The 20,218-nt window shown below is 59.5% G+C and carries 17 protein-coding genes; 8 read left to right on the top strand and 9 right to left on the bottom strand.

The window, feature by feature from the left end; all coding sequences use genetic code 11:
• Nucleotides 1-195: 195 nt before the first annotated feature.
• Nucleotides 196-1,686: an aldehyde dehydrogenase family protein gene (locus tag D8U69_RS02755; RefSeq protein ID WP_130906643.1), complete on the bottom strand. Its 1,491-nt coding sequence runs from the start codon at nucleotides 1,684-1,686 to the stop codon at nucleotides 196-198.
• 525 nt (nucleotides 1,687-2,211) lie between these two features.
• Here D8U69_RS02755 and peaA point away from each other — a divergent pair.
• From peaA to peaD, 4 genes are all read left to right on the top strand, one after another.
• On the top strand, nucleotides 2,212-3,792 hold the full coding sequence (gene peaA / locus D8U69_RS02760) for a quinohemoprotein amine dehydrogenase subunit alpha (RefSeq protein WP_130906644.1): 1,581 nt from the start codon (nucleotides 2,212-2,214) through the stop codon (nucleotides 3,790-3,792).
• A gap of 81 nt (nucleotides 3,793-3,873) precedes the next feature.
• A complete protein-coding gene (peaB, locus tag D8U69_RS02765; protein WP_056856930.1) occupies nucleotides 3,874-5,304 on the top strand; it encodes a quinohemoprotein amine dehydrogenase maturation protein in 1,431 nt (476 codons plus the stop codon).
• A 1-nt stretch (nucleotide 5,305) separates the two neighbouring features.
• Complete coding sequence (gene qhpC / locus D8U69_RS02770; protein WP_008016081.1) at nucleotides 5,306-5,629, top strand: quinohemoprotein amine dehydrogenase subunit gamma; 324 nt, start codon at nucleotides 5,306-5,308, stop codon at nucleotides 5,627-5,629.
• 23 nt (nucleotides 5,630-5,652) lie between these two features.
• The gene (peaD, locus tag D8U69_RS02775; protein ID WP_130906645.1) at nucleotides 5,653-6,771 is read left to right on the top strand and encodes a quinohemoprotein amine dehydrogenase subunit beta; all 1,119 of its coding nucleotides are present in this window, start codon (nucleotides 5,653-5,655) and stop codon (nucleotides 6,769-6,771) included.
• A 139-nt stretch (nucleotides 6,772-6,910) separates the two neighbouring features.
• On the opposite strand, the gene D8U69_RS02780 is transcribed toward peaD, so the two are convergent.
• The gene (locus tag D8U69_RS02780) at nucleotides 6,911-7,315 is read right to left on the bottom strand and encodes a lysozyme inhibitor LprI family protein (RefSeq protein WP_130906122.1); all 405 of its coding nucleotides are present in this window, start codon (nucleotides 7,313-7,315) and stop codon (nucleotides 6,911-6,913) included.
• A 159-nt stretch (nucleotides 7,316-7,474) separates the two neighbouring features.
• Between D8U69_RS02780 and D8U69_RS02785 the strand changes: the two genes are divergently transcribed.
• Nucleotides 7,475-7,963: an SRPBCC family protein gene (locus tag D8U69_RS02785; protein WP_056856933.1), complete on the top strand. Its 489-nt coding sequence runs from the start codon at nucleotides 7,475-7,477 to the stop codon at nucleotides 7,961-7,963.
• Nucleotides 7,964-8,280: 317 nt separating this feature from the next.
• On the opposite strand, the gene inhA is transcribed toward D8U69_RS02785, so the two are convergent.
• Nucleotides 8,281-8,967, bottom strand: coding sequence for an isonitrile hydratase (gene inhA, locus D8U69_RS02790; protein ID WP_130906170.1), 687 nt, complete (start codon nucleotides 8,965-8,967; stop codon nucleotides 8,281-8,283).
• Between the two features lie 89 nt (nucleotides 8,968-9,056).
• On the opposite strand from inhA, the gene D8U69_RS02795 reads away from it, so the two are divergent.
• Nucleotides 9,057-10,019 (top strand): GlxA family transcriptional regulator, encoded by a 963-nt coding sequence (locus D8U69_RS02795; RefSeq protein WP_130906646.1) that lies wholly within the window; start codon nucleotides 9,057-9,059, stop codon nucleotides 10,017-10,019.
• On the opposite strand, the gene D8U69_RS02800 is transcribed toward D8U69_RS02795, so the two are convergent.
• From D8U69_RS02800 to D8U69_RS02810, 3 genes are all read right to left on the bottom strand, one after another.
• On the bottom strand, nucleotides 10,016-10,411 hold the full coding sequence (locus D8U69_RS02800) for a hypothetical protein (protein WP_056856936.1): 396 nt from the start codon (nucleotides 10,409-10,411) through the stop codon (nucleotides 10,016-10,018). The genes D8U69_RS02795 and D8U69_RS02800 overlap by 4 nt on opposite strands.
• 182 nt (nucleotides 10,412-10,593) lie before the next feature.
• Nucleotides 10,594-12,417: a glycoside hydrolase family 15 protein gene (locus D8U69_RS02805; protein ID WP_130906647.1), complete on the bottom strand. Its 1,824-nt coding sequence runs from the start codon at nucleotides 12,415-12,417 to the stop codon at nucleotides 10,594-10,596.
• Nucleotides 12,418-12,527: 110 nt separating this feature from the next.
• On the bottom strand, nucleotides 12,528-14,051 hold the full coding sequence (locus D8U69_RS02810) for a family 2 encapsulin nanocompartment cargo protein terpene cyclase (RefSeq protein ID WP_130906648.1): 1,524 nt from the start codon (nucleotides 14,049-14,051) through the stop codon (nucleotides 12,528-12,530).
• A 237-nt stretch (nucleotides 14,052-14,288) separates the two neighbouring features.
• Between D8U69_RS02810 and D8U69_RS02815 the strand changes: the two genes are divergently transcribed.
• Nucleotides 14,289-15,464: an MFS transporter gene (locus D8U69_RS02815; protein WP_130906649.1), complete on the top strand. Its 1,176-nt coding sequence runs from the start codon at nucleotides 14,289-14,291 to the stop codon at nucleotides 15,462-15,464.
• Nucleotides 15,465-15,515: 51 nt separating this feature from the next.
• Here the strand turns inward: D8U69_RS02815 and D8U69_RS02820 are convergent, their stop codons facing one another.
• On the bottom strand, nucleotides 15,516-16,262 hold the full coding sequence (locus D8U69_RS02820; RefSeq protein ID WP_056856940.1) for a 3-oxoacyl-ACP reductase family protein: 747 nt from the start codon (nucleotides 16,260-16,262) through the stop codon (nucleotides 15,516-15,518).
• Between the two features lie 124 nt (nucleotides 16,263-16,386).
• Here D8U69_RS02820 and D8U69_RS02825 point away from each other — a divergent pair, with 124 nt between their 5' ends.
• The gene (locus D8U69_RS02825) at nucleotides 16,387-17,310 is read left to right on the top strand and encodes a LysR family transcriptional regulator (protein ID WP_130906650.1); all 924 of its coding nucleotides are present in this window, start codon (nucleotides 16,387-16,389) and stop codon (nucleotides 17,308-17,310) included.
• A 37-nt stretch (nucleotides 17,311-17,347) separates the two neighbouring features.
• On the opposite strand, the gene D8U69_RS02830 is transcribed toward D8U69_RS02825, so the two are convergent.
• Together D8U69_RS02830 and gabP are read right to left on the bottom strand one after the other, a co-directional pair.
• Nucleotides 17,348-18,460, bottom strand: coding sequence for a GlxA family transcriptional regulator (locus D8U69_RS02830; RefSeq protein WP_130906128.1), 1,113 nt, complete (start codon nucleotides 18,458-18,460; stop codon nucleotides 17,348-17,350).
• 108 nt (nucleotides 18,461-18,568) lie between these two features.
• Entirely contained in the window at nucleotides 18,569-19,969 is a 1,401-nt protein-coding gene (gene gabP, locus D8U69_RS02835) for a GABA permease (protein ID WP_130906129.1), read from the bottom strand.
• Between the last annotated feature and the right edge of the window lie 249 nt (nucleotides 19,970-20,218).

Consider the following 20,218-nt stretch of genomic DNA (forward strand, 5'->3'; position numbering starts at 1 on the left):
GTGGAGCAGGGGCGGGTGGTTCGGGGGTGGCTGTTGACTCAAGGGTACAAACCTTGAGTTTGATCGTTCCCACGCTCTGCGTGGGAACGCCGCCAGGGACGCTCCGCGTTCCACTTCAGAAGGTGACGCAGAGCGTCACGGGATGCATTTTCACGCAGAGCGTGGGAACGATCAGTGGGTCACGGGTGCCACAAATTACAATTTGATCAACACCGACTTCAGCTCGGTGTAATGCTCAATCGCCGCATACCCCATCTCACGCCCGACCCCCGACATTTTGTAGCCACCAAACGGCAGTGCCGGGTCCAGGGCGCTGTGGCAGTTGACCCACACTGAACCGGACTTGATCCGCGGAATCATCCGGTGCACCGCTGCCAGATCATTGGACCAGATGCTTGCGCCCAGTCCATAAGGGCTGTCATTGGCCATGCGCAGTGCATCGGCTTCGTCGTCGAAGGGAATCGCCACCAGTACCGGGCCGAAGATTTCTTCCTGCACCAACGAGTGCTTCTGATCGACGTCGACAATCACCGTCGGTTTGACGAAAAAGCCCGGCCCGAATTGCTCACCACCGCAGGCGATGGTGGCGCCGCTTTCCCGGCCTTTTTCGATATAGCCGTAGACGCGCTCCTGTTGACGTGCCGAAATCAGCGGCCCCATCTCAACGCTCGGGTCCAGGCCATTGCCGAGCTTCATGGCATTGGCGATACCGGCGATGTCGGCCACCACATTGTCGAAATGCTTGCGCTGCACATACAGGCGCGAGCCAGCGCAGCAGACCTGTCCCTGATTGAAGAAAATTGCGCTGGCAGCACCGGCTGCGGCGGTTTTCAGGTCGGCGTCGGCCATGACGATGGTCGGTGATTTTCCGCCCAGTTCCAGCGTCACCCGGGTCATGGAGTCCATGGCGATCTTGCCAATCTGCTTGCCCACGGCGGTCGAGCCGGTGAAGGTCAGTTTGTCCACCAGCGGGTTATGGGTCAGGGCGGAACCTGCGGTGATGCCGGTGCCGGTGACGACGTTGAACACGCCTTCCGGATAGCCCGCTTCCAACACCAGTTCGGCGAGTTTCAGTGCGGTCAGTGGGGTTTCATCCGCAGGTTTGAGCACCACGGTGCAACCGGTGGCCAGGGCCGGGCCGAGTTTCCAGCAGGCCAGCAGCAGCGGGAAATTCCAGGCGACGATGGCACCGACCACGCCCACCGCTTCACGACGGATGAAACTGTGAAACTGGTCGTTGGGCATCAACGGTGCCGACACGTCGACTGTCGAGCCTTCGATCTTGGTCGCCCAACCGGCCATGTAGCGCAGGAAGTCGATGGCCAGTTGCACGTCCATCACTTGGGCGACGGCGGCGCTTTTGCCGTTGTTCAGGCATTCCAGCTGCGCCAGCAGTTCGGCGTCGCGCTGCATCAGGTCGGCGAGTTTCCATAGCAGGTTCTGTCGCTCACGGGGGCGGGTGCGGGTCCAGGCGGAATCATCGAATGCCTGGCGGGCGGTGAGTACGGCGCGGTCGACATCGTCCGCGGTGGCTCGCGGCACCACGCACAGCACCTCGCCGGTGGCCGGGTTGTGCAACGGCATGGTCTGGCCGTCGGCGGCTGCGACCCAGTCACTGCCGATGAGCATGCGCGGGGCACGCTGGATGAATGCCGAAGTGGCTGGAAGCAGGTTTGGAAGCGACATGATGAAACCTCGTCTTGTTCGTTGTGACGAGGTCTTTCGCAATGGCTGTGCCAGTTGTGATTTTTTGGCCCGAAGGCCCTGTTTGTCGGGGCGTCACAGATTCTCTGCGGATCATCCCGTGATCGATAAACGTCGCAAATTGCGACGAACTGAGAATCTCATCTCCTCTGTAGAAGCGAGCCTGCTCGCGAAAAACGTCCAGGCAACCAGTGCAGCCAGACACCCAACGTTATCGTACGTCCATCGCAAGCCGGCTCGCTCCTACAAAGGCTGCAGCTATGCTTGTCTCAGGTTGCAACAGCTGTCGCGAAATAGAACGTGCCCGCCGTTGATATGCCCGTCGAAAATCCAGGTGGATTATGTCAAGTCATTGATTCAAATAGATATTCATAAGCTGGCACGCTCCGTGTATTGCTCATCGCAGACGTTTCTCTTGCCTCCGTCAGCGGCTCGCCGCCGACGGCAGAAACCATAAAAAACGATAAGCCACAAAAATAAGAAAGCACCGTGCGAGGTTAGACGTTGATGAAGAGAAGACTCCGATCAGGCATGAGCGCCGGCCTGCTGGCCGTGGCCGCTTGCATAGCCCTGCATTCGCCCTACAGCCTGGCAGCCCGCGACGCCCAGACCATCCTCAAGGAAACGTGTCAGGGCTGTCACACCCCTGAAGCCAATAACGCCCTGAGCCGTATCAGCCACCAGCGCAAGACACCGGAAGGCTGGCTGATGAGCATCGCCCGCATGCAGACCATGCACGGTTTGCAGATCAGCGATGAAGATCGCCGCACGCTGGTCAAGTACCTTGCCGACACTCAGGGGCTGGCGCCGAGCGAAACCGACGGCGTGCGTTATGCCATGGAGCGCCGGCTCAACACCGTCGAGCAGTTCGACGATCAGACCAGCCAAATGTGCGGCCGCTGCCACTCCGGTGCGCGGGTCGCGCTGCAGCGACGTCCGGCCCAGGAATGGGAGCGATTGGTGAACTTCCACCTTGGCCAATGGCCGTCCCTGGAATATCAGGCGCTGTCCCGCGACCGCGACTGGTTCGATCTCGCCCGCAAAGAAATGGTGCCGTTGTTGGCCAAGCGTTATCCGCTGGACAACCCGGCCTGGAAAAAATGGCAGAGCAGCGCGCCGAAGAGCGAGGCGCTGGCAGGCGACTGGAGCTTCAGCGGCCACTTGCCGGGCAAAGGCGAGCTGGCCGGTGTCATGAGCGTGACTGCTGACGGCAGCGACACCTTCAAGGTCAGCGTCAAAGGGCAGTACGCCGACGGCACGCCGTTCAATGGCGACGGCAGTGCGATTCTCTACACCGGCTATGAATGGCGCGGCAATGTCAGCATCGACGGCGTGACCATGCGCCAGGTATTCGCCGCCCAAGGCAATGCCATGCAGGGCCGGATGTTCGAGGCCGAGCACGATGAGCGTGGTCTGGACTTCGTCGCTGCGAAACAGGGTTCGCAGCGTCTCCTGGCGGTGCAACCTGGCTATGTGAAGGCCGGTAGTGAAACCGAGATCACCCTGATCGGCAGCGGCCTGAGCGGCAAGCCGAACTTCGGCAAGGGTGTGGAAGTGGTGCAGGTCGTCGAGCAAAGCCCTGAGCGAATCAGGGTCAAACTCAAGGCTGGCGCCAACGCCCAGCCAGGCCTGCGCGTGGTCACCGTCGGCACGTTGAAAGGCCCGAGCCTGTCGGTCTACAGCAAGATCGATCAGGTCAAGGTCATACCGGAATTCTCGGTGGCGCGGATCGGTGATGGCGGTGGTTCGACGCCGAAAGTCCAGGGCCGTTTCGATGCTGAAGCCTGGGGCAAGGGCACTGACGGCAAGCCATATCGCATCGGCGTGTTCCCGGCGCAGTGGAAGGTCGAGGCCTTCGACGATCGCGCCAAGGAAGACGAAGACGTCAAGTTCGCCGGCACCATGCAGGCCGACACTGGCGTATTCACACCGGGCGACGCCGGGCCGAACCCTGCGCGCAAAATGTCCACCAACAATGCCGGCAACCTCAAGGTGATCGCCGCCGTCGATGACGCAGGGAAATCCCTGACCGGCGAAGGCCACATGATCGTCACCGTGCAACGCTGGAACAATCCACCCATTCCTTGAGCTGACTGAACGCAAGCGTTTACAGACACTTTTCGGAATGACCGCAAGCCCCGTACCCCGGGGCCTGCACAGGAGGTTGCAATGGGCGCTATCTTGAATCTGGTCGAGCGTAATCTGCACGAAGTGCACGTCGATGCCGACCGCATGCTGTTTCATATTCCCAGCAGTTCGCTGTTCGCCAGCGATGAACTGACAGGCACCATCATCGATACTTTGCGTGGACCGGGGTGTTCTTCGGACGACCTGATCCAGCGTCTGGCTGCGCGCTTCAACGGTGAAGAAATCACCGAAACCCTGCGCGAGCTGATGGCCCTGGAACTGGTCAGCGACGGCTCACCGCTGACCCCGGACATCGCCACCAAACGCGTCGAGCGCACGGCGATCAATACCGTGGTGCTCAACGTCAACACCGGCTGCAACCTGAGTTGCACCTACTGCTACAAGGAAGATCTCGACAAGCCGTCAGCCGGCAAGAAAATGGACGTCGAAACCGCGATTGCCTCGGTGGAAATGCTGCTGCGCGAATCGCCGGACGAAGAGCGTTTCACCGTAGTCTTCTTCGGCGGCGAACCGCTGAGCAATCGCAAGCTGATCGAGTACATGGTCGATTATTGTGAGAAACGATTTGCCGAGGCCGGCAAGTTCGTCGAGTTCGTGATGACCACCAACGCCACGCTGCTCACCGAAGAGACCGTCGACTATCTGAATGCGCACCGGTTCGGTCTGTCGGTCAGCATCGACGGGCCGAAAACCGTACACGACCGCAATCGCATTACCGTTGGCGGGCAGGGCACTTATGATGTGGTGCGGCGCAAGGCCGAGATGCTGCTGTCGCGCTACAACAGCCGTCCGGTGGGGGCGCGCGTGACCTTGACCACGGGCGTCACCGACGTCGAAACCATCTGGGATCACCTGTTCAATGAACTGGGTTTTGCCGAGGTTGGTTTTGCCCCGGTCACCTCAGGCGACATCAGTACGTTCAACCTGACCAGCGATGAACTGATCGAAGTCTTCGCCAACATGAAGAAGCTCGGTCGGCGTTATCTGGAAGCGGCGCTTGAGCACCGCAACATCGGCTTCTCCAACCTGCACCAACTGATCACCGACATCCATGAAGGCCACAAAAAAGCCCTGCCATGCGGCGCGGGCCTGAAGATGCTGGCGGTCGATCACAAGGGTGAGCTGAACCTGTGCCACCGCTTTACCGGTTCGAGCCTGCCGACCTTCGGCAACGTCCACAGCGGCGTGAAGCAGGTGGAGTTGAACGACTTCCTGTCGCAACGCCTGGACCGTACCAACACCGGCTGCGAAGACTGCCAGATTCGCAATCTGTGCTCCGGCGGTTGCTACCACGAGAGCTACGCCCGTTACGGCGATCCGACTCACCCGACCTATCACTATTGCGAACTGATGCGTGACTGGGTCGACTTCGGCATCGAGGTCTACACCCGGATCATGGCTCACAACCCTGCGTTCATCAGCAGCTACATCACTCCGCGCAAGGCTCACTGATATGAAACATCTCAAGGCAATCAATAACAAAGCGTTGAAGCTGGATCAGGCCGCGGATGAAAACCGCATCGAAGAAGTGGTGGCGATGAGCTCCGTGGCGGGCTGCGCTTCGACCACTGACCCAGGTTGGGAAATCGATGCGTTCGGCGGTGTGTCGTCGCTGTGCCAGCCGATGGAGGCAGACCTTTATGGCTGCTCCGACCCATGCTGGTGGCCGGCGCAGGTGCCGGACATGATGAGCACTTACCCGGACTGGAACAAGGATGCCCAAGCGTCCAACGACAACTGGCGCAACCTCGGCACTGTCTTTCCGAAAGACAAGTGATCGGACATCAGAAGGATTCCAGCATGCGTAATATCAAAGCCTGCGGCCTGGCCGCGTTCGCCGTTATGAGCAGCCTTTCGGTCAATGTTCTGGCCGAGGAAAATGCCGCGTTGCAAGACGGTCACGAGTATATGTTGACCACCAACTACCCCAACAACCTGCACGTGATTGACCTGGCTACCGACACACTGTTCAAGACCTGCAAGATGCCTGACGCCTTCGGACCCGGCACCGTGCAGTTGTCGCCGGATCGCAAGATCGCCTACGTGCTGAACAATCATTACGCGGATGTCTACGGCGTTGAGCTGGACAGCTGCAAACAGGTGTTCCACGCCAGCATCACCCAGAAGCCGGGCGAGAAAGCCAAGTCGATGTTCGCTTTCACGGTCAGCCACGACGGGAAAGAGCTGTACACCGTTGCCAACCCGACGCTGAGGATGAACGACCGCTACGAAGTGCAGCAGCCTCGGCTCGATGTGTACAAGACCGACGGCGGCATGGACGCCAAGCCTGTGCGCAGTTTCCCGGCGCCGCGGCAGCTGACCATCATGCAGAGCGGTGATGACGGCACGCTGTATGTGGCGGGGGCGGACGTCTACAAGGTCAATGTGCAAACCGGCAAGTTCGACGTGCTGATCCCGAGTCGTCACTGGAAACGCGCGAACTACAGCGCGCCGGACGTGCTCTACGTGTGGAACCAGCAGACCTACCGGCATGATTTTTCGCTGCTGTACACCGCCGCAAAGTTCAAGGACAAGAAGCAGGACCCGGCCACCGCCGAATACCTGTATGGCCTGTTCAGCGTCGACCTGAAAACCGGCAAGACCGAAACCACCGACTTCGGGCCATTGACCGAAATCTATTTCAGCGGCATGCGCTCGCCGAAAGACCCGAACCTGATGTTCGGCGTGCTCAATCGCCTGGCCAAGTACGACATCAAGGAGAAGAAAATGCTCCAGGCGGCGACGCTCGATCACTCCTACTACTGCATTTCCTTCAACAAGGATGGCAGCAAGATTTACCTGGCAGGGACCTTCAACGATGTGGCGATCTTCGATGCCGACAGCCTGAAACAGACGGGAAGCATCAAGTTGCCGGGTGGGGATATGGCGATTACCACGGCGCAGATTTTTGTCCGGTAATTGCGCTGCCTGATCTGGCGCCATCGCAGGCAAGCCCGCTCCCACAGGGTTCAGCGGTGTTCACACGATTGTGACCACACCACAAATCCACTGTGGGAGCTGGCTTGCCAGCGATGAGGCCCTCAAGAACAACAGAGAATCAAACCCCCGGCACCGGACACCCCAAATCCCCCTCCTGACACTTCAGGTAGGTCTTGAATGTCTCGACCCGCGCCTTGGTCAACTCCGTCACGCAGTTGCTGTAGATCAGCGGATAAACACTCCCGCCTTCCACACCAGACGCCGAAAACTTGCACTCGGCATCGCGGAACGCAATCCACGAACGTTGCGCGCCCAACAGCAGTTTCTTGCGGTCGGGGTCGCCTTTCAGGCGGCCAGTGATTTGCTGGTAAAGCGCGTTCAACTCCTTGTCAGCCGCCGCATGCTGCTGCGACGCACACTGGTTCATCGTCGCCTGATCGGTGGCGTTGTCGCAGTTCACGGCGGCATGGGTCAGGGTGGCGAACATCAAGGGCGTCAGCGCCAGGAAAAAGCGTACGAACATGGAAAAAATCTCGCGGTGGCGATGAAAGTAGGGGGCAGTGTAGCGAAGCCTGCGTCGCTGTCAGGTGCACGATTACGACAGTTGATCTGCTTGCATACAACTTTCAGGCTGGACATGTGGTCTTAGAAGCCTACTGTTGTTCAGAACAGGAGGTGACGTATGAAACCAGTACCCAATAGTTTTGAGCGCAAAATCACGCTTAAATCGCCGCGCTCCCATGTATGGCGCGCATTGGTCGATGCCGAGGCGTTCGGGCAATGGTTCGGCGTGGCGCTTGAAGGCAGGCGCTTCATTGCCGGCGAGTGGACGCAGGGGCAGGTGACGTATCCCGGTTACGAGCATGTGCTGTGGAATGTACTGGTCGAGCGGGTCGAGCCGCAGCAATTGTTTTCCTTCCGCTGGCATCCTTATGCGGTGAATCCGAAGATCGACTACTCGCAGGAACCCACCACGCTGGTGAAATTCGAATTGCAAGACTTTGAGGACGGCACGCTGCTCAAGGTTTCCGAGTCGGGGTTCGCGCACATTCCCGACGTACGCCAGAAGGAGGCGTATTACATGGATAGCCGTGGCTGGGAGGAGCAGTTGAGCAGACTCGAACAGTTTCTGGCCGAGAACGCCAAGGCCCGTGAGCGAGAAGGTGACTGACGGCCATGCGTTCAACCCGAATATTTACGGCTGCGAAGCGTGATGCCTTAGGGCCCCAAGGGTTTTCGGAAGGGGTGCTATGGCGAATGTCTTACACGCCGTAACAACTATGTCGTCTATTGCGGATTGGATCCGATGCGTATTCTGGCCCCATCCACTGAAGCACAAGGAGTGCTCAGGATCATGGATGATCGGCCATTTGCAGGGATTGCTCACGACAGGGAGTCGTAATGGTCTTGGAAGAACCCGCTTCGGCGGGTTTTTTTATGGGCGATAGAAAAGTCTGGCTGCGGGATGATTCGTCCCGCAGCCATTGTTTATTGCCGATTGAGCTTCGCCGCTGCGCGTTCGGTGATCTCCCTGCGCAGTTTCAACGAGGCCGCTGCGCGTTTTCGGGCTTCTTCCAGCACACCGGCTGGCGCAGCTTCCGGGCTCCCAGCTGCGAATGGCGGGGCCGGGGCATATTCCAGTTGCAATTGCACCAGCTCGGCGGTGTCCTGATCGAACAGCTCTGCCGCCAGGGTCAAGGCAAAATCGATGCCGGCGGTGATACCGCCACCGGTCAGCAGGTTGCCATCTCGCACCACCCGGTCCTTCACCGCAATCGCCCCCAGCGGCGTCAACAATTCGTGATAGGCCCAGTGCGTGGTGGCGCGTTTGCCTTTGAGTAAACCGGCCGCGCCGAGCACCAGTGCGCCCGTGCAGACCGACGTCACATAACGCGCATTTGCGGCCTGCGCCTTGATGAAGGCGAGCGTTTGCTCATCTTCCATCAGCGGACCGACGCCGCTGCCACCGGGGACACAGATAACATCCAGCGCCGGGCATTCGTCGAAGGTGACGGTCGGTTTCAGCAGCAGGCCGGTGCTGGCGGTGATGGGCATCAAGTCCTTCCAGATCAGATGCACTTTAACGTCCGGCAACGAGGCCAGCACGTCGTAAGGGCCGGTGAGGTCGAGTTGTTGCACCTGTGGAAACAACAGAAAACCGATCTGCAAAGTCATGGTGTTTTTCTCCTGAAGTGGCTGGACGACTTCACTGTAGGCGCCTAGGATTTGGCGCATACGCCAATCACCCCACGAATTACGCCAAAATGCCGAAAACCATTCACGTACTCGCGTTTGCCAATGTGCAGTTGCTCGATGTCACCGGACCGTTGCAGGTGTTTGCCTCGGCCAACGACATCGCCCGTCAGCAAGGCTCGCCAGCACCGTATGCGCCGACGGTGATTGCCAGCGGCGGCGGGGCGGTGATGTCTTCGGCGGGGCTGGCATTGTTGGCCGAGCCGTTACCGGGACAGGGCAGTGACACCTTGATCATCGCGGGTGGTTGGGGGGTGTACGCAGCGGCGCAGGATCAGCCCTTGGTGACCTGGGTACGCGAGCATGCAGCAGGCTGCCGACGAGTGGCCTCGGTGTGCACCGGGGCATTCCTGCTGGCGGCCAGTGGTTGGCTGGATGGCCGTCGCGTGGTCACCCACTGGACCCGATGCGAACAGCTGGCGCAGCAGCATCCGCAATTGCGGGTCGAGCCCAATCCGATTTTCATCAACGACGGCCCGGTCTGGACCTCGGCCGGGGTGACCGCCGGCATCGATCTGGCATTGGCAATGGTGGAAGCCGACCTGGGCCGTAACATGGCCCTGGAAGTTGCCCGGCAATTGGTGGTCTTTCTCAAGCGCCCCGGTGGCCAATCGCAATTCAGCGTGACCCTGTCCCTGCAGAAAGAAGACAGCCGATTCGACGAACTTCATGCCTGGATCAGCGAAAACCTCGGCAAAGATCTTGGCATTCCCACTCTGGCACTCCAGGCGGGCATGAGCGAGCGCAGCTTCGTCCGTCATTACCGCGCCGAGACCGGCCAGACCCCGGCCCGGGCCATTGAACTGATCCGGGTCGAAACCGCGCGCCGATTGCTCAGCGATACCGGCGTACCGGTCAAACGGGTCGCCGCACAATGCGGGTTCGGCAGCGAAGAAACCTTGCGCCGCAGTTTTCTGCGGGCGATGGGGGTTACGCCGCAGGCTTATCGTGAGCGGTTCTCGGTCAGTGTCTAGTCGCCTGTTTCCACTTCCGTCACCTGATTGAAATACTTCGCCCGATCCGGCGTAAACGTCACCACCATTTTCGTACGTGAGCAGGTCAACGTCCGCTCTTCGCCCAAATCCACATCCAGATCTTCCCCACGCAAGCCCTGCCACTGCGCGAGGTATTTGAGTGAACCGTATTTTTCGAGTTTTTTCAGGCTGCGGCTGACGCCACCTTTCCAGCCCAGCACCGGCAGTTCGCCGGCGAGGCATTGTTGGGCCAGGTCGGGGAAGCGGGCGGCTCGCTGGCGGCCGACTTCCCAGCATTTGATCAGGCCCTTGTCGGAGGCGTCCCACAGTTGGTCGCGATTGAGGCCGGTTCGAAGGGGCAGGTCGATGCTGCGATGGATGCGTTGGGACATTCTGGTTCCTTGAATTCGGGGATGTTGGACAGCTCCGCTGTACCCGCTGATTCGGAATGTTAGGTGGGGTTGTTGCGGCTGGCAACAGGGTATTTCCAGCGATTTCGTTTAAAAAATGTAGGGCATGGGCATTCGACAAACCTGAGGCGAAGCGTCCATTGACCGCCGGTTCAACACCCCGTTCAAGGTTGCCAAAAACTCTTCTCGCCACTCAATTTTCGATCGAGAAAACACGCAGCGCTGATCAATGCCAGGTGCGTTAGCGCTTGCGGCGTATTGCCCATTTGCCGCCCGTGGCTGTCGAACTCTTCGGCGTACAGTCCCAACGGGTTGGCATAACGCAGCAGTTGCTCGAACTCCAGATGGGCCTTTTCCAAGCGCCCTGCGCGGGCCAGGCATTCAACGTACCAAAAGGAACAGGCAGCGAACGCGCCTTCTGTGCCCGGCAGGCCATCGATGTGGGTGTGTTCGTTGTGATAGCGGTAAACCATGCCGTCGCGCACCAGGTTTTTTTCGATGGCGTCGAGGGTCGCCAGCCAGCGCGGGTCCTTGGCACTGACAAAGCGCACCAACGGCATCAGCAGCATTGATCCGTCGAGGCCGGTGCCGCCGATGTGCTGGACGAAATGCCCGTGCTCTTCGCTCCAGAAGTTGTCCCAGATGTCGGCGTAAATGGCTTGGCGCGTTTGGTCCCAACGGGCGAACGGGGCCGGCAGCGAACGTTTCGAGGCGAGACGGATCGCCCGGTCCAGCGCCACCCAGCACATCAGGCGCGAATGCAGAAAGTGATGTTGCTCGCCGCGCATTTCCCAGATGCCGACGTCTTCCTGGTTCCATGTTTCGCAAACCTGATCGACCACTTCCACAGCGTGCTTCCAGCCTTCGTGGGAAATGGCTTCGCCGTACTTGTTGACGAGGTACACCGCATCCATCAGCTCGCCGAAGATGTCGAGTTGTACCTGGGCGTAAGCCAGGTTGCCGATGCGCACCGGTGTCGCCCCGCCATGACCGGACAGGTGCGTGAGTTCGATTTCCGGCAGTTCCTGACGTCCATCGATGCCATACAGAATATTGAGTTTCATCGGCCGGCCGCGGCAGTCGCTGACCCGTTCGCGCAACCAGCGCATGTAGGCGTTGGCCTCTTCGACGAAGCCCAAACGCATGAAGGCATACACGGTGAAGGAGGCATCACGGATCCAGGTGTAGCGATAGTCCCAGTTGCGTTCGCCGCCGGCGGTTTCCGGTAGGCCGAAGGTTGCAGCGGCGAGGATGGCGCCATGTTTGCGCGAGGTCAGCAGCTTCATCGCCAGGGCTGAACGGTTGACCATTTCCCGCCAGCGACCGCGGTAGTTGGACTGGCCGATCCAGTCGCGCCAGAACTTCAAGGTACGTTGCAGGCAAAGTTGCGTAGCGCCTTCCTTGAAGCGCGGATCGTCGACGGCGCCGAGCAGGAATTCGGCGGTCTGGTCCTGTTCGAGGGTGAATTCGGCGACGGCCGCATGGGCCGCTATGTGTAACGCCTGATCCGCAGCGAGGCGCAGGGAAGGTTGATCGGTGGCTTCGAAAATCACCGTTTTTTTGTCGAGACGGGCACGGGTCGTGGCGCGGGCATAGTCGTGTCGCACGGCGCAGCACATATGAAAAGTTGCCTTGCCGCTGACCACCCGTACCCGGCGCATGAGCAGCGGCAGGTCGTCCTCGCTGTCACCGATGGGCAGCAGGTCGGTGACTTCGACCACGGCGCGATCGCTGAGCCAGCGGGTTTGCAATACGTTGGTGTCCGGCAGGTAGATTTGCTCGCGACGGGCATCGGGCAAGTCCGGGGACAGCTGGAATATCCCGGCCTCGGGGCTGTCCAGCAGGGCGCAGAAGATCGATGGGCTGTCGAATTCCGGCCAGCAGAAAAAATCCACGCTGCCCTTGTCATTGACCAATGCGGCACTGCGCATGTCGCCGATAATACCGTGGGCGTCGATGGGGCTTTGGCTTTCGGGGTGATCGGCCATTGTCGCGAAACTCCGGGAACCTGGGACTTAATCAGCTGACTGGCGGGCACCCGTGAGAGTTCATGCCGAGCCCGAAATCATCTTCACCCAAGCCACTAGGCCTGTCCCCGTCAGATCTGATATCGACCACTGTGGCGATGCCACTCCAGACTGCCCGCCACCCAACTTTTCACCCCTGCCAGATAACGCTGCAGTTGCGGGTTTTGATCCGTCAGCAGCGCTTGTTCGGCGCTTTCATACAGGCGCATCACATCGTCATGAATAGTTGCGCTGAGCTGCATGGCTTTTTCGATTGAGCAGCCCTGTTCCGCCATCAACAGCCGCGGCAGATTGAAGTCGCCTACTTCAACCAGGCTTTCCTTGGGCGCCGAAAACAGATCGTTGGCGATGATGGTTGCGCTGGCGGCCAGCGTCGTGACCCGCCGCACGGCCGGAGCGCAATAAACATTGGCCGGCAGCTCATAGCCACCGATGATGTCGATCAGCGACATGCAGGGCAGAAAACTGTTGGTCTGGCGCTGAGCCAGGTATTCCCAGAGGGCAGGCGTCACGCCGTTGATACGCCAGGCAGCTTCGGCAGTCATCGTGACGAACATGGCGATGATTTCATGACGGACCCGGGCGATTTGCGCGGGTGTGGCGAATTCGCCGACCCGCCCCATGTATGCGCGCAGGCCTACCAGCACGGGATCGCTGTCCAGTGCCTTTTCCAGATCAGTGCGAAAACCTTCGGTCAGGTGTGCAGGTTCAAGTGCAGCGAGTGCAATGGATAAACGCGAGCCAACGAGTGCCGGTACCGACCCGGTGCTTTCGTCATCGCAGTAATAGTCATCGACGGCAAATAATGCGGCGATGCATTGGGCCGATAGCAGCAGACGATCCGGATCGTCGGTGTCGGTATGGCACAACATGGCGAACCTGCCGAATCCTGAGGCACGGATCTTGTGCTGCTGGCCAGCGAAAATACCGGTTTTTTCGATCCAGCTCATAAGCCGTTCATCGACTTCTGCGGCGAGTGCTTCATCGATTCTGACAGGCATCGGGCAATACAGCGGCGGTACCTGCCAGCGCGGCTTTGGCCGGCGGCTCGGTGTGAAGCTCACGGCACTCTCTTGCCAATGTCGCACGCCGTCGAGGCCAAACCGTTCAAATATCCGGTGAAACCACGCGGTAAATATCTGCGGCGTGGCGTTGAGGACATCGGGGATTTTCGACAGCTCAAGCCATTGCCAATCCTGCGCTTCTTCAGGATTGGCAACAGGATCGATATCGCAGATGCCAGCAAATACATGGTCGTATTCGTGCTCGATCAACTGGTTCGAGACTGATTCGTGATAGAGCAGCGTCGAGACCTTCAACAGCTTGCAGGACAGGCCCATTTCTTCATGCAACCGTCGTTGTGCTGCCGCAAGCGTTCGTTCACCGTGACGCGGATGGCCACAACAGGTGTTGGTCCAAAGGCCTGCCGAGTGGTATTTGCCCTGTGCGCGCTGTTGCAGTAACAGACGTGCGTTGCGATCGAAAATAAACACGGAAAAGGCGCGGTGACGCAGTCCTTTTTGATGGACCTGCATCTTGGGGGCGAAGCCGGTCTGGCGGTCTTTTGGGCTGACCAGAATCAGTAACTCTTCCATAGCAAGACTCCTGTGTGTCTTCGCTACCGGACGTTACTGCGGACCAGAATGCTAGTGAACTTCAGACGTGACGCGTGGTGGATGGAAAATCTAGTTCAGTTTGATGGGTGCCGCAAGGGCGGCCCGATCCTGGCCAATGCGCTGGTGAAAGGGGCTTCACATTCAACCAACAATTCCACGCTTTCGCGCCATTGCGCCTTATGGCAATTTGCACGGCCACTGACGAGAGCTGCATCCATGGCCAACCCCTATCGCGAATTGTTCAAAGCCCCCGGCGCCCGGGCCTTCGTGCTGGCCGGGATGATCGCGCGCATGCCGATTTCCATGACGGGCATCGGCCTGATCACCATGCTCTCGCAGTTGCAGGGTGGCTACGGGTTGGCCGGCGCGGTGGCGGCGACGTTTGCGTTGGCCACGGCGTTTTGTGCGCCGCAGGTATCGCGGCTGGTGGACCGTTTTGGCCAGCGGCGGATTCTGCCGGTGTCGGCATTGATCGGTGGTGGGGCGTTGTTGCTGGTGTTGCTGTGTACGCGCTTGCAGGCGCCGAACTGGACCTTGTTTGTGTTCGCTGCGATAGCCGGCTGCATGCCGAGCATGTCGGCGATGGTGCGGGCGCGCTGGACCGAGTTGTATCGCGGTCAGCCGCAACTGCAAACCGCCTATGCCCTGGAGTCGGTGCTGGACGAAGTCTGCTTCATCGTCGGGCCACCGTTGTCGGTGGGGTTGTGCGTGGTGGCGTTTCCCGAGGCGGGGCCGTTGGCCGCGTTGTTGATGCTGGCGATCGGCGTCACCGCATTTGTATTGCAGCGCAGCACTGAGCCGCCGGTGCATCCCCATGAAAAACATCATGCGGCGTCGATCATCCGCAGCGCCGAAATCCAGTTGCTGATGGTGTTGATGGTCGCCATGGGCACCATTGTCGGCGTGGTGGACGTGGTCAGCGTGGCTTTCGCGCAACAGCAGGGGCAACCGGCGGCGGCGAGCATTGTGCTGTCGGTGTACGCCATTGGTTCCTGCATGGCTGGTTTGGCCTTCGGTGCGTTGCGTTCGAAAGTGCCGTTGCCGCGTTTGTTTCTTTACGGCGGGGTTGCCACGGCGGTGACGACGTTGCCGCTGTTGCTGGCGGTAAACATTCTCGGCTTGTCATTGGCGGTGTTCGTTGCCGGGCTGTTTTTTGCCCCGACCTTGATTGTCGCCATGGCGCTGGTGGAGCAGATCGTGCCGCCGGCCAAGCTCACCGAAGGCCTGACCTGGCTGGTCACCGGGCTGAGTATCGGCGTGGCGATCGGTGCGGCGGGTTCGGGCTGGATGGTCGATGCATTCGGCGCCAGAAGCGGGTTCTGGCTGGCGATTGCGGCGGGTGCGGTGGTGTTCGGCGCTGCGGTACAGAGTTATCGCCACCTGAAAGGTTGACCCTGTGGGAGCGGAAAGGTCCGCTCCCGGATCTGCATCTTGTTCAAACCATCACGCGCCAAAGCCACCGTCGATGGTCAGGCTCGCGCCGGTGATGTAACCCGCCTCAGGACCCACCAGGTAGGCAACGAAACTGGCAATCTCTTCAACCGTGCCGTAACGACCGACCGCCATCAGCGGGATCAGGCTATCGGCGAAGTCGCCGCTGGCCGGGTTCATGTCGGTGTCGACCGGGCCTGGTTGCACGTTGTTGACGGTGATGCCTTTCGGGCCGAGGTCACGGGCCAGGCCTTTGGTCAGGCCAACCAACGCCGACTTGCTCATGGCATACGGGCCGCCACCGGCGAAGGGCATGCGATCGGCGTTGGTGCTGCCGATGTTGATGATCCGACCACCTTCGCTCATGTGTCTGGCAGCGGCCTGAGTGGCGATGAACACGCTGCGCACGTTGATGGCCAGGGTCTGGTCGAAATCTTCAAGTTTGAAATCTTCCAATGGAGCCACGGCCAGCACGCCGGCGTTGTTGACCAGGATATCCAGGCGACCAAAAGTTTCCACCGTCACATTCACGGCGTTACGAATGGCTTCGGCGTCGGCGCTGTCGGCCTTGATGGCGAGTGCTTTGCCGCCGTCCGCGATGATGCCATTTTGTAGTTCTTCAGCCTTGGCGGTGGAACTGACATAGGTGAAGGCTACCGTCGCGCCTTGCGCGGCCAGGCGTTTGACGATGGCGGCACCGATGCCGCGGGAACCGCCCTGGATCAAAGCCACTTTGCCGCTGAGGTTCTGCGTAGTCATTTCGTTCTCCAAAGTCCCCAGGCGAGATGCCGGGTTGATGGAGCCTAGTATCGATTGAGGATTACCCTCTGAGTAGACCGCAATTGAGATAGTCTGTGTAAACCAAAAGTTTATAGTGGCGCCTATGGAAACCTTCAGCAGTATCGAATGCTTTGTGCGCAGCGCCGAAGTCGGCAGCTTCGCCGAAGCCGCGCGCCGCCTGAGCCTGACGCCTGCGGCGGTGGGCAAGAGCGTGGCCAAGCTGGAAGCACGGCTGGGCGTGCGGTTGTTTCAACGCAGTACCCGCAGCCTGACGCTGACCGAGGCCGGTCAGTTGTTTCTGAGTGAGGTGAGCGCCAGTCTGCACACCATCCAGAATGCGGTGGCCAACCTCGCCAGCGCCGAGGGACGTCCGGCCGGAACGCTGAAGGTCAGCATGGGCACGGTGTTCGGACGTTTGTACATCGTGCCGTTGCTGGGGGAATTTTTGCGGCGTTATCCGGCGATCAATCCTGACTGGCATTTCGATAACCGCCAGGTGGATCTGATCGGTCAGGGTTTCGATGCGGCGATTGGTGGCGGATTCGAACTGCCTCAAGGCGTGGTGGCGCGCAAACTGACGCCGGCCCATCGGGTGTTGGTGGCGAGCACCGATTACCTGGCCAAGCGTGCAGCCATTGTCGAACCCGACGATCTCGGGCAACACGACGGCATTCTGATTCGTTCGCCGCAGACGGGGCGCGTGCGTTCCTGGCAATTGACCAGCCGCACTCAGCAACACAGTCCGCTGACCCTCAAGGCGCGCATGACCATGAGTGATTCGGAAGCCGCCTGTGCCACGGCGACCCAAGGCCTCGGCATCGCGCTGGTGAGCATGCCATTCGCCGTGGGCTATCTGGAGGCCGGAACCTTGCAGCGGGTTTTGCCGGACTGGTATGTCGATGACGGCAATATCTCGATCTATTACGCCGAGCACAAACTGTTGCCGGGCAAGACCCGGGCGTTTGTCGATTTCATTATTGAGCAGTTTGCAGAGCGGGGATTGGCGGGGCGGTTCAGTGCGCTTTGAGCATGGCGGTCGACCGAGGCGCGACAGGGGCGGCCAGTCAGCATGATTGCGACAATTGAGAACGATCAATCATTCGAACACTGGCAAAGGTGGATTCGTTTCGTGCCTGGTCGAATGCGGTCAGTGGTTTGGACGATGACGGCTGCATCGTCTCCCGTGATGGCGGTTTGCGGCTCATGTCGCTAGCGGTACGCTCTTCACTGGGGGGCACACCAAAGTACTCGCGATAGCACTTGGAAAAGTGCGGCGTGGAGACGAAACCGCAGACATACGCCAACTCAATGATCGACATCGATGTTTGCTTGAGCAGTTGCCGCGCCCGAACAAGACGTAACCTCAGGTAGTAGCGTGACGGCGTACAGTGCAGGTATTTCTGAAATAGCCGTTCCAGCTGTCGACGTGACAAAGCCACATATTCTGCAAGATTATCCAGCTCGATCGGCTCTTCGAGATTGGCTTCCATCAACGCTACGATCTCCTGCAGCTTGGGTTGATGAGTGCCCAGCACATGCCTGAGCGGAACGCGCTGGTGGTCTTGTTCGTCGCGTATCCGCTCGTAAACAAACATCTCGGAAATGGCTGCAGACAATTCACGACCATGATCGCGACCGATCAGGTGCAGCATCATGTCGAGTGGCGCTGTTCCCCCGGAGCTAGTGAGCCGGTTTCGGTCCAGGGTGAAGAGACTTGCACTGATGCTCACGCGTGGAAAAGCCTCCTGCATGGCGGCCAGAAATTCCCAATGCACGCTGCACTCGTAGCCGTCGAGAAGCCCGGCTTTTGCGAGTGCCCAGCTTCCGGTGCACACGCCACCTAATCGTCTGGATTGACGTGCCAAGGCTTGCAGCCAGGTAACGTGTTCGCGGGTAATCACGCTTTGGATGCCGATACCACCGCACACGATGACCGTGTCCGCGACACAGGGATTGTTCCATGAAGCATCTGGCGTGATCGACACACCGTCACTGGCCCAGACAGGCGCTCCATCGGAGCTGAATGTATGCCAGCGATACAGCTCTCGCCCCGACAACTGATTGGCCATGCGCAATGGCTCGACCGCGGATGCCAAGGAAATCAGGGTGAATTGATCCAGCAGCAGAAAACCGACGGATTGAGTCGTACCGTCGGGCACGGTGGGCTTCGATGACATCGGGGGCATTTCCTGGCAGGGATCGGTTGCGGTCTGAGCGGCTGGAACGAGTAATACCGCCACGCTCGGCGTGGGCGGTATTACCTTTAGCGCATGTACCTGCGTGGTTTATCCCACCGAGGTCACGCTCGCAGCCTGGGCGGGGTGACGCGACGTCAACAGGCCGATAAGGGAAATCGCCAACGCCAGTCCGATGGTTGAACTGACTTCGGTGCGGTGCTCCGGGGTGATCATCATGACAGCCAGCGCTGCGCAGATGAACACAATGACCAGCCAGGTCAGCCATGGAAACAGCCACATGCGAAAGGTCAGCTCGATGTTCTGCCGACGCAACATTCGGCGCATGCGCAGCTGCGACACCGCAATGGCCAGGTACACCAGCAAGGCAATCGCACCGGAGCTGGCGAGCAGAAAGTTGAACAGCCCGGCGGGCATGAAGTAGCTCCACACAGTGATCAACGCGCCCAGCAGGGTGCTGGCAATGACTGCTGCACGCGGCACGCCTTCCGAGGAGGTTGCCTTCAGCGCTTTCGGCGCGTCTCCACGGCGGCCCAGCGAATACAGCATGCGCGAAGCAATGTAGATCGAGGAGTTCATGCAACTGGCCACGGCGATCAGGACCACCACGTCCACCATGAACTTGGCGTGGGGAATGTTCATGATTTCCAGTGCGCGCTGGTAGGAACCTACCTGGGCGAGCAGTGGATCGTTCCAGGGCACCACGGAGATGACGACGAAAATCGATAGCAGGTAAAACACCCCGATGCGCCAGATTACCGAACGCGTGGCCTTGGCAATGTTCTGCGCCGGATTATTGGATTCGGCGGCAGCGATGGTGACCGCCTCGGTCCCAATGAAACTGAACATGATCGTGATGAAGGCACCTACCACCGCCGACAGGCCGTTAGGGGCAAACCCGCCGTGTTCGGCCATCAGGCCGCTCAAGCCGCTGACCTCTCGGTCGGGAACCCAACCCATCAACACGGCGAAACCCACGCCGATGAAACCAATGATCGCCACCACCTTGGCCATGGCAAACCAGAATTCGAATTCGCCGTATTTGGAAACACTGAACAGATTGGTAATCACTAAAGCAATGATCGACACCAAAGCGAACAACCAGGAATCAATCTGAGGGAACCACTGGTTCAACACGTGGCCTGCGGCCAACGCTTCGATAGGGATCACCAGCACCCAGAACCACCAATACAGCCAGCCGATAGTGAAGCCAGCCCAGCGACCTATCGCTTGGTCGGCATAAGTGGAGAACGAGCCTGTGTCCGGGTTGGCTACCGCCATTTCGCCGAGCATGCGCATGACCAGAACGACGAGCAGACCGGAGAACAGATAGGCCAGCAGGACTGCCGGGCCAGCCGCTGCAATAGCGTGTCCTGAGCCAACGAATAAACCGGCGCCGATAATCCCGGCGATGGATAGCATTGTTACGTGACGAGGCTTGAAGCCCTGCGCCAATTGGCCATTGGAATCCTTTGAGCTCGGGCTAATCATTGGTTTATTTTTCTCTGCTGATCGACATTTAAGCGTGTTGATAACAGCGACGAACCATCATTCGTCGACTGCTGTGCACCCATTCAAAGCGGCACCGTTCAAACGCTGCTGTTCTTATCAAACCCATCATCGTGATGTGGTTTTTGAGATGAAAAGACGCGTCACCTTACCCGGCTTGTCCGACGATTCAGTTGCCTGTCCGCGTCGCCTCCTGGCCTGATATCGACACGCGAGGGTTCAGCGTTCATG

This window comes from Pseudomonas sp. Sample_16, assembly GCF_004307665.1.
Lineage (GTDB): Bacteria > Pseudomonadota > Gammaproteobacteria > Pseudomonadales > Pseudomonadaceae > Aquipseudomonas.

Coding starts and splice junctions, on each gene's coding strand:
- D8U69_RS02780 (WP_130906122.1), bottom strand. CDS start 7,315: ATGTTCGTACGCTTTTTCCTGGCGCTGACGCCCTTGATGTTCGCCACC.
- D8U69_RS02825 (WP_130906650.1), top strand. CDS start 16,387: ATGGAAACCTTCAGCAGTATCGAATGCTTTGTGCGCAGCGCCGAAGTC.
- peaD (WP_130906645.1), top strand. CDS start 5,653: ATGCGTAATATCAAAGCCTGCGGCCTGGCCGCGTTCGCCGTTATGAGC.
- gabP (WP_130906129.1), bottom strand. CDS start 19,969: ATGATTAGCCCGAGCTCAAAGGATTCCAATGGCCAATTGGCGCAGGGC.
- qhpC (WP_008016081.1), top strand. CDS start 5,306: ATGAAACATCTCAAGGCAATCAATAACAAAGCGTTGAAGCTGGATCAG.
- inhA (WP_130906170.1), bottom strand. CDS start 8,967: ATGACTTTGCAGATCGGTTTTCTGTTGTTTCCACAGGTGCAACAACTC.
- D8U69_RS02800 (WP_056856936.1), bottom strand. CDS start 10,411: ATGTCCCAACGCATCCATCGCAGCATCGACCTGCCCCTTCGAACCGGC.
- D8U69_RS02810 (WP_130906648.1), bottom strand. CDS start 14,051: ATGGAAGAGTTACTGATTCTGGTCAGCCCAAAAGACCGCCAGACCGGC.
- peaB (WP_056856930.1), top strand. CDS start 3,874: ATGGGCGCTATCTTGAATCTGGTCGAGCGTAATCTGCACGAAGTGCAC.
- D8U69_RS02785 (WP_056856933.1), top strand. CDS start 7,475: ATGAAACCAGTACCCAATAGTTTTGAGCGCAAAATCACGCTTAAATCG.
- D8U69_RS02795 (WP_130906646.1), top strand. CDS start 9,057: ATGCCGAAAACCATTCACGTACTCGCGTTTGCCAATGTGCAGTTGCTC.
- D8U69_RS02755 (WP_130906643.1), bottom strand. CDS start 1,686: ATGTCGCTTCCAAACCTGCTTCCAGCCACTTCGGCATTCATCCAGCGT.
- D8U69_RS02815 (WP_130906649.1), top strand. CDS start 14,289: ATGGCCAACCCCTATCGCGAATTGTTCAAAGCCCCCGGCGCCCGGGCC.
- peaA (WP_130906644.1), top strand. CDS start 2,212: ATGAAGAGAAGACTCCGATCAGGCATGAGCGCCGGCCTGCTGGCCGTG.
- D8U69_RS02805 (WP_130906647.1), bottom strand. CDS start 12,417: ATGGCCGATCACCCCGAAAGCCAAAGCCCCATCGACGCCCACGGTATT.
- D8U69_RS02820 (WP_056856940.1), bottom strand. CDS start 16,262: ATGACTACGCAGAACCTCAGCGGCAAAGTGGCTTTGATCCAGGGCGGT.
- D8U69_RS02830 (WP_130906128.1), bottom strand. CDS start 18,460: ATGTCATCGAAGCCCACCGTGCCCGACGGTACGACTCAATCCGTCGGT.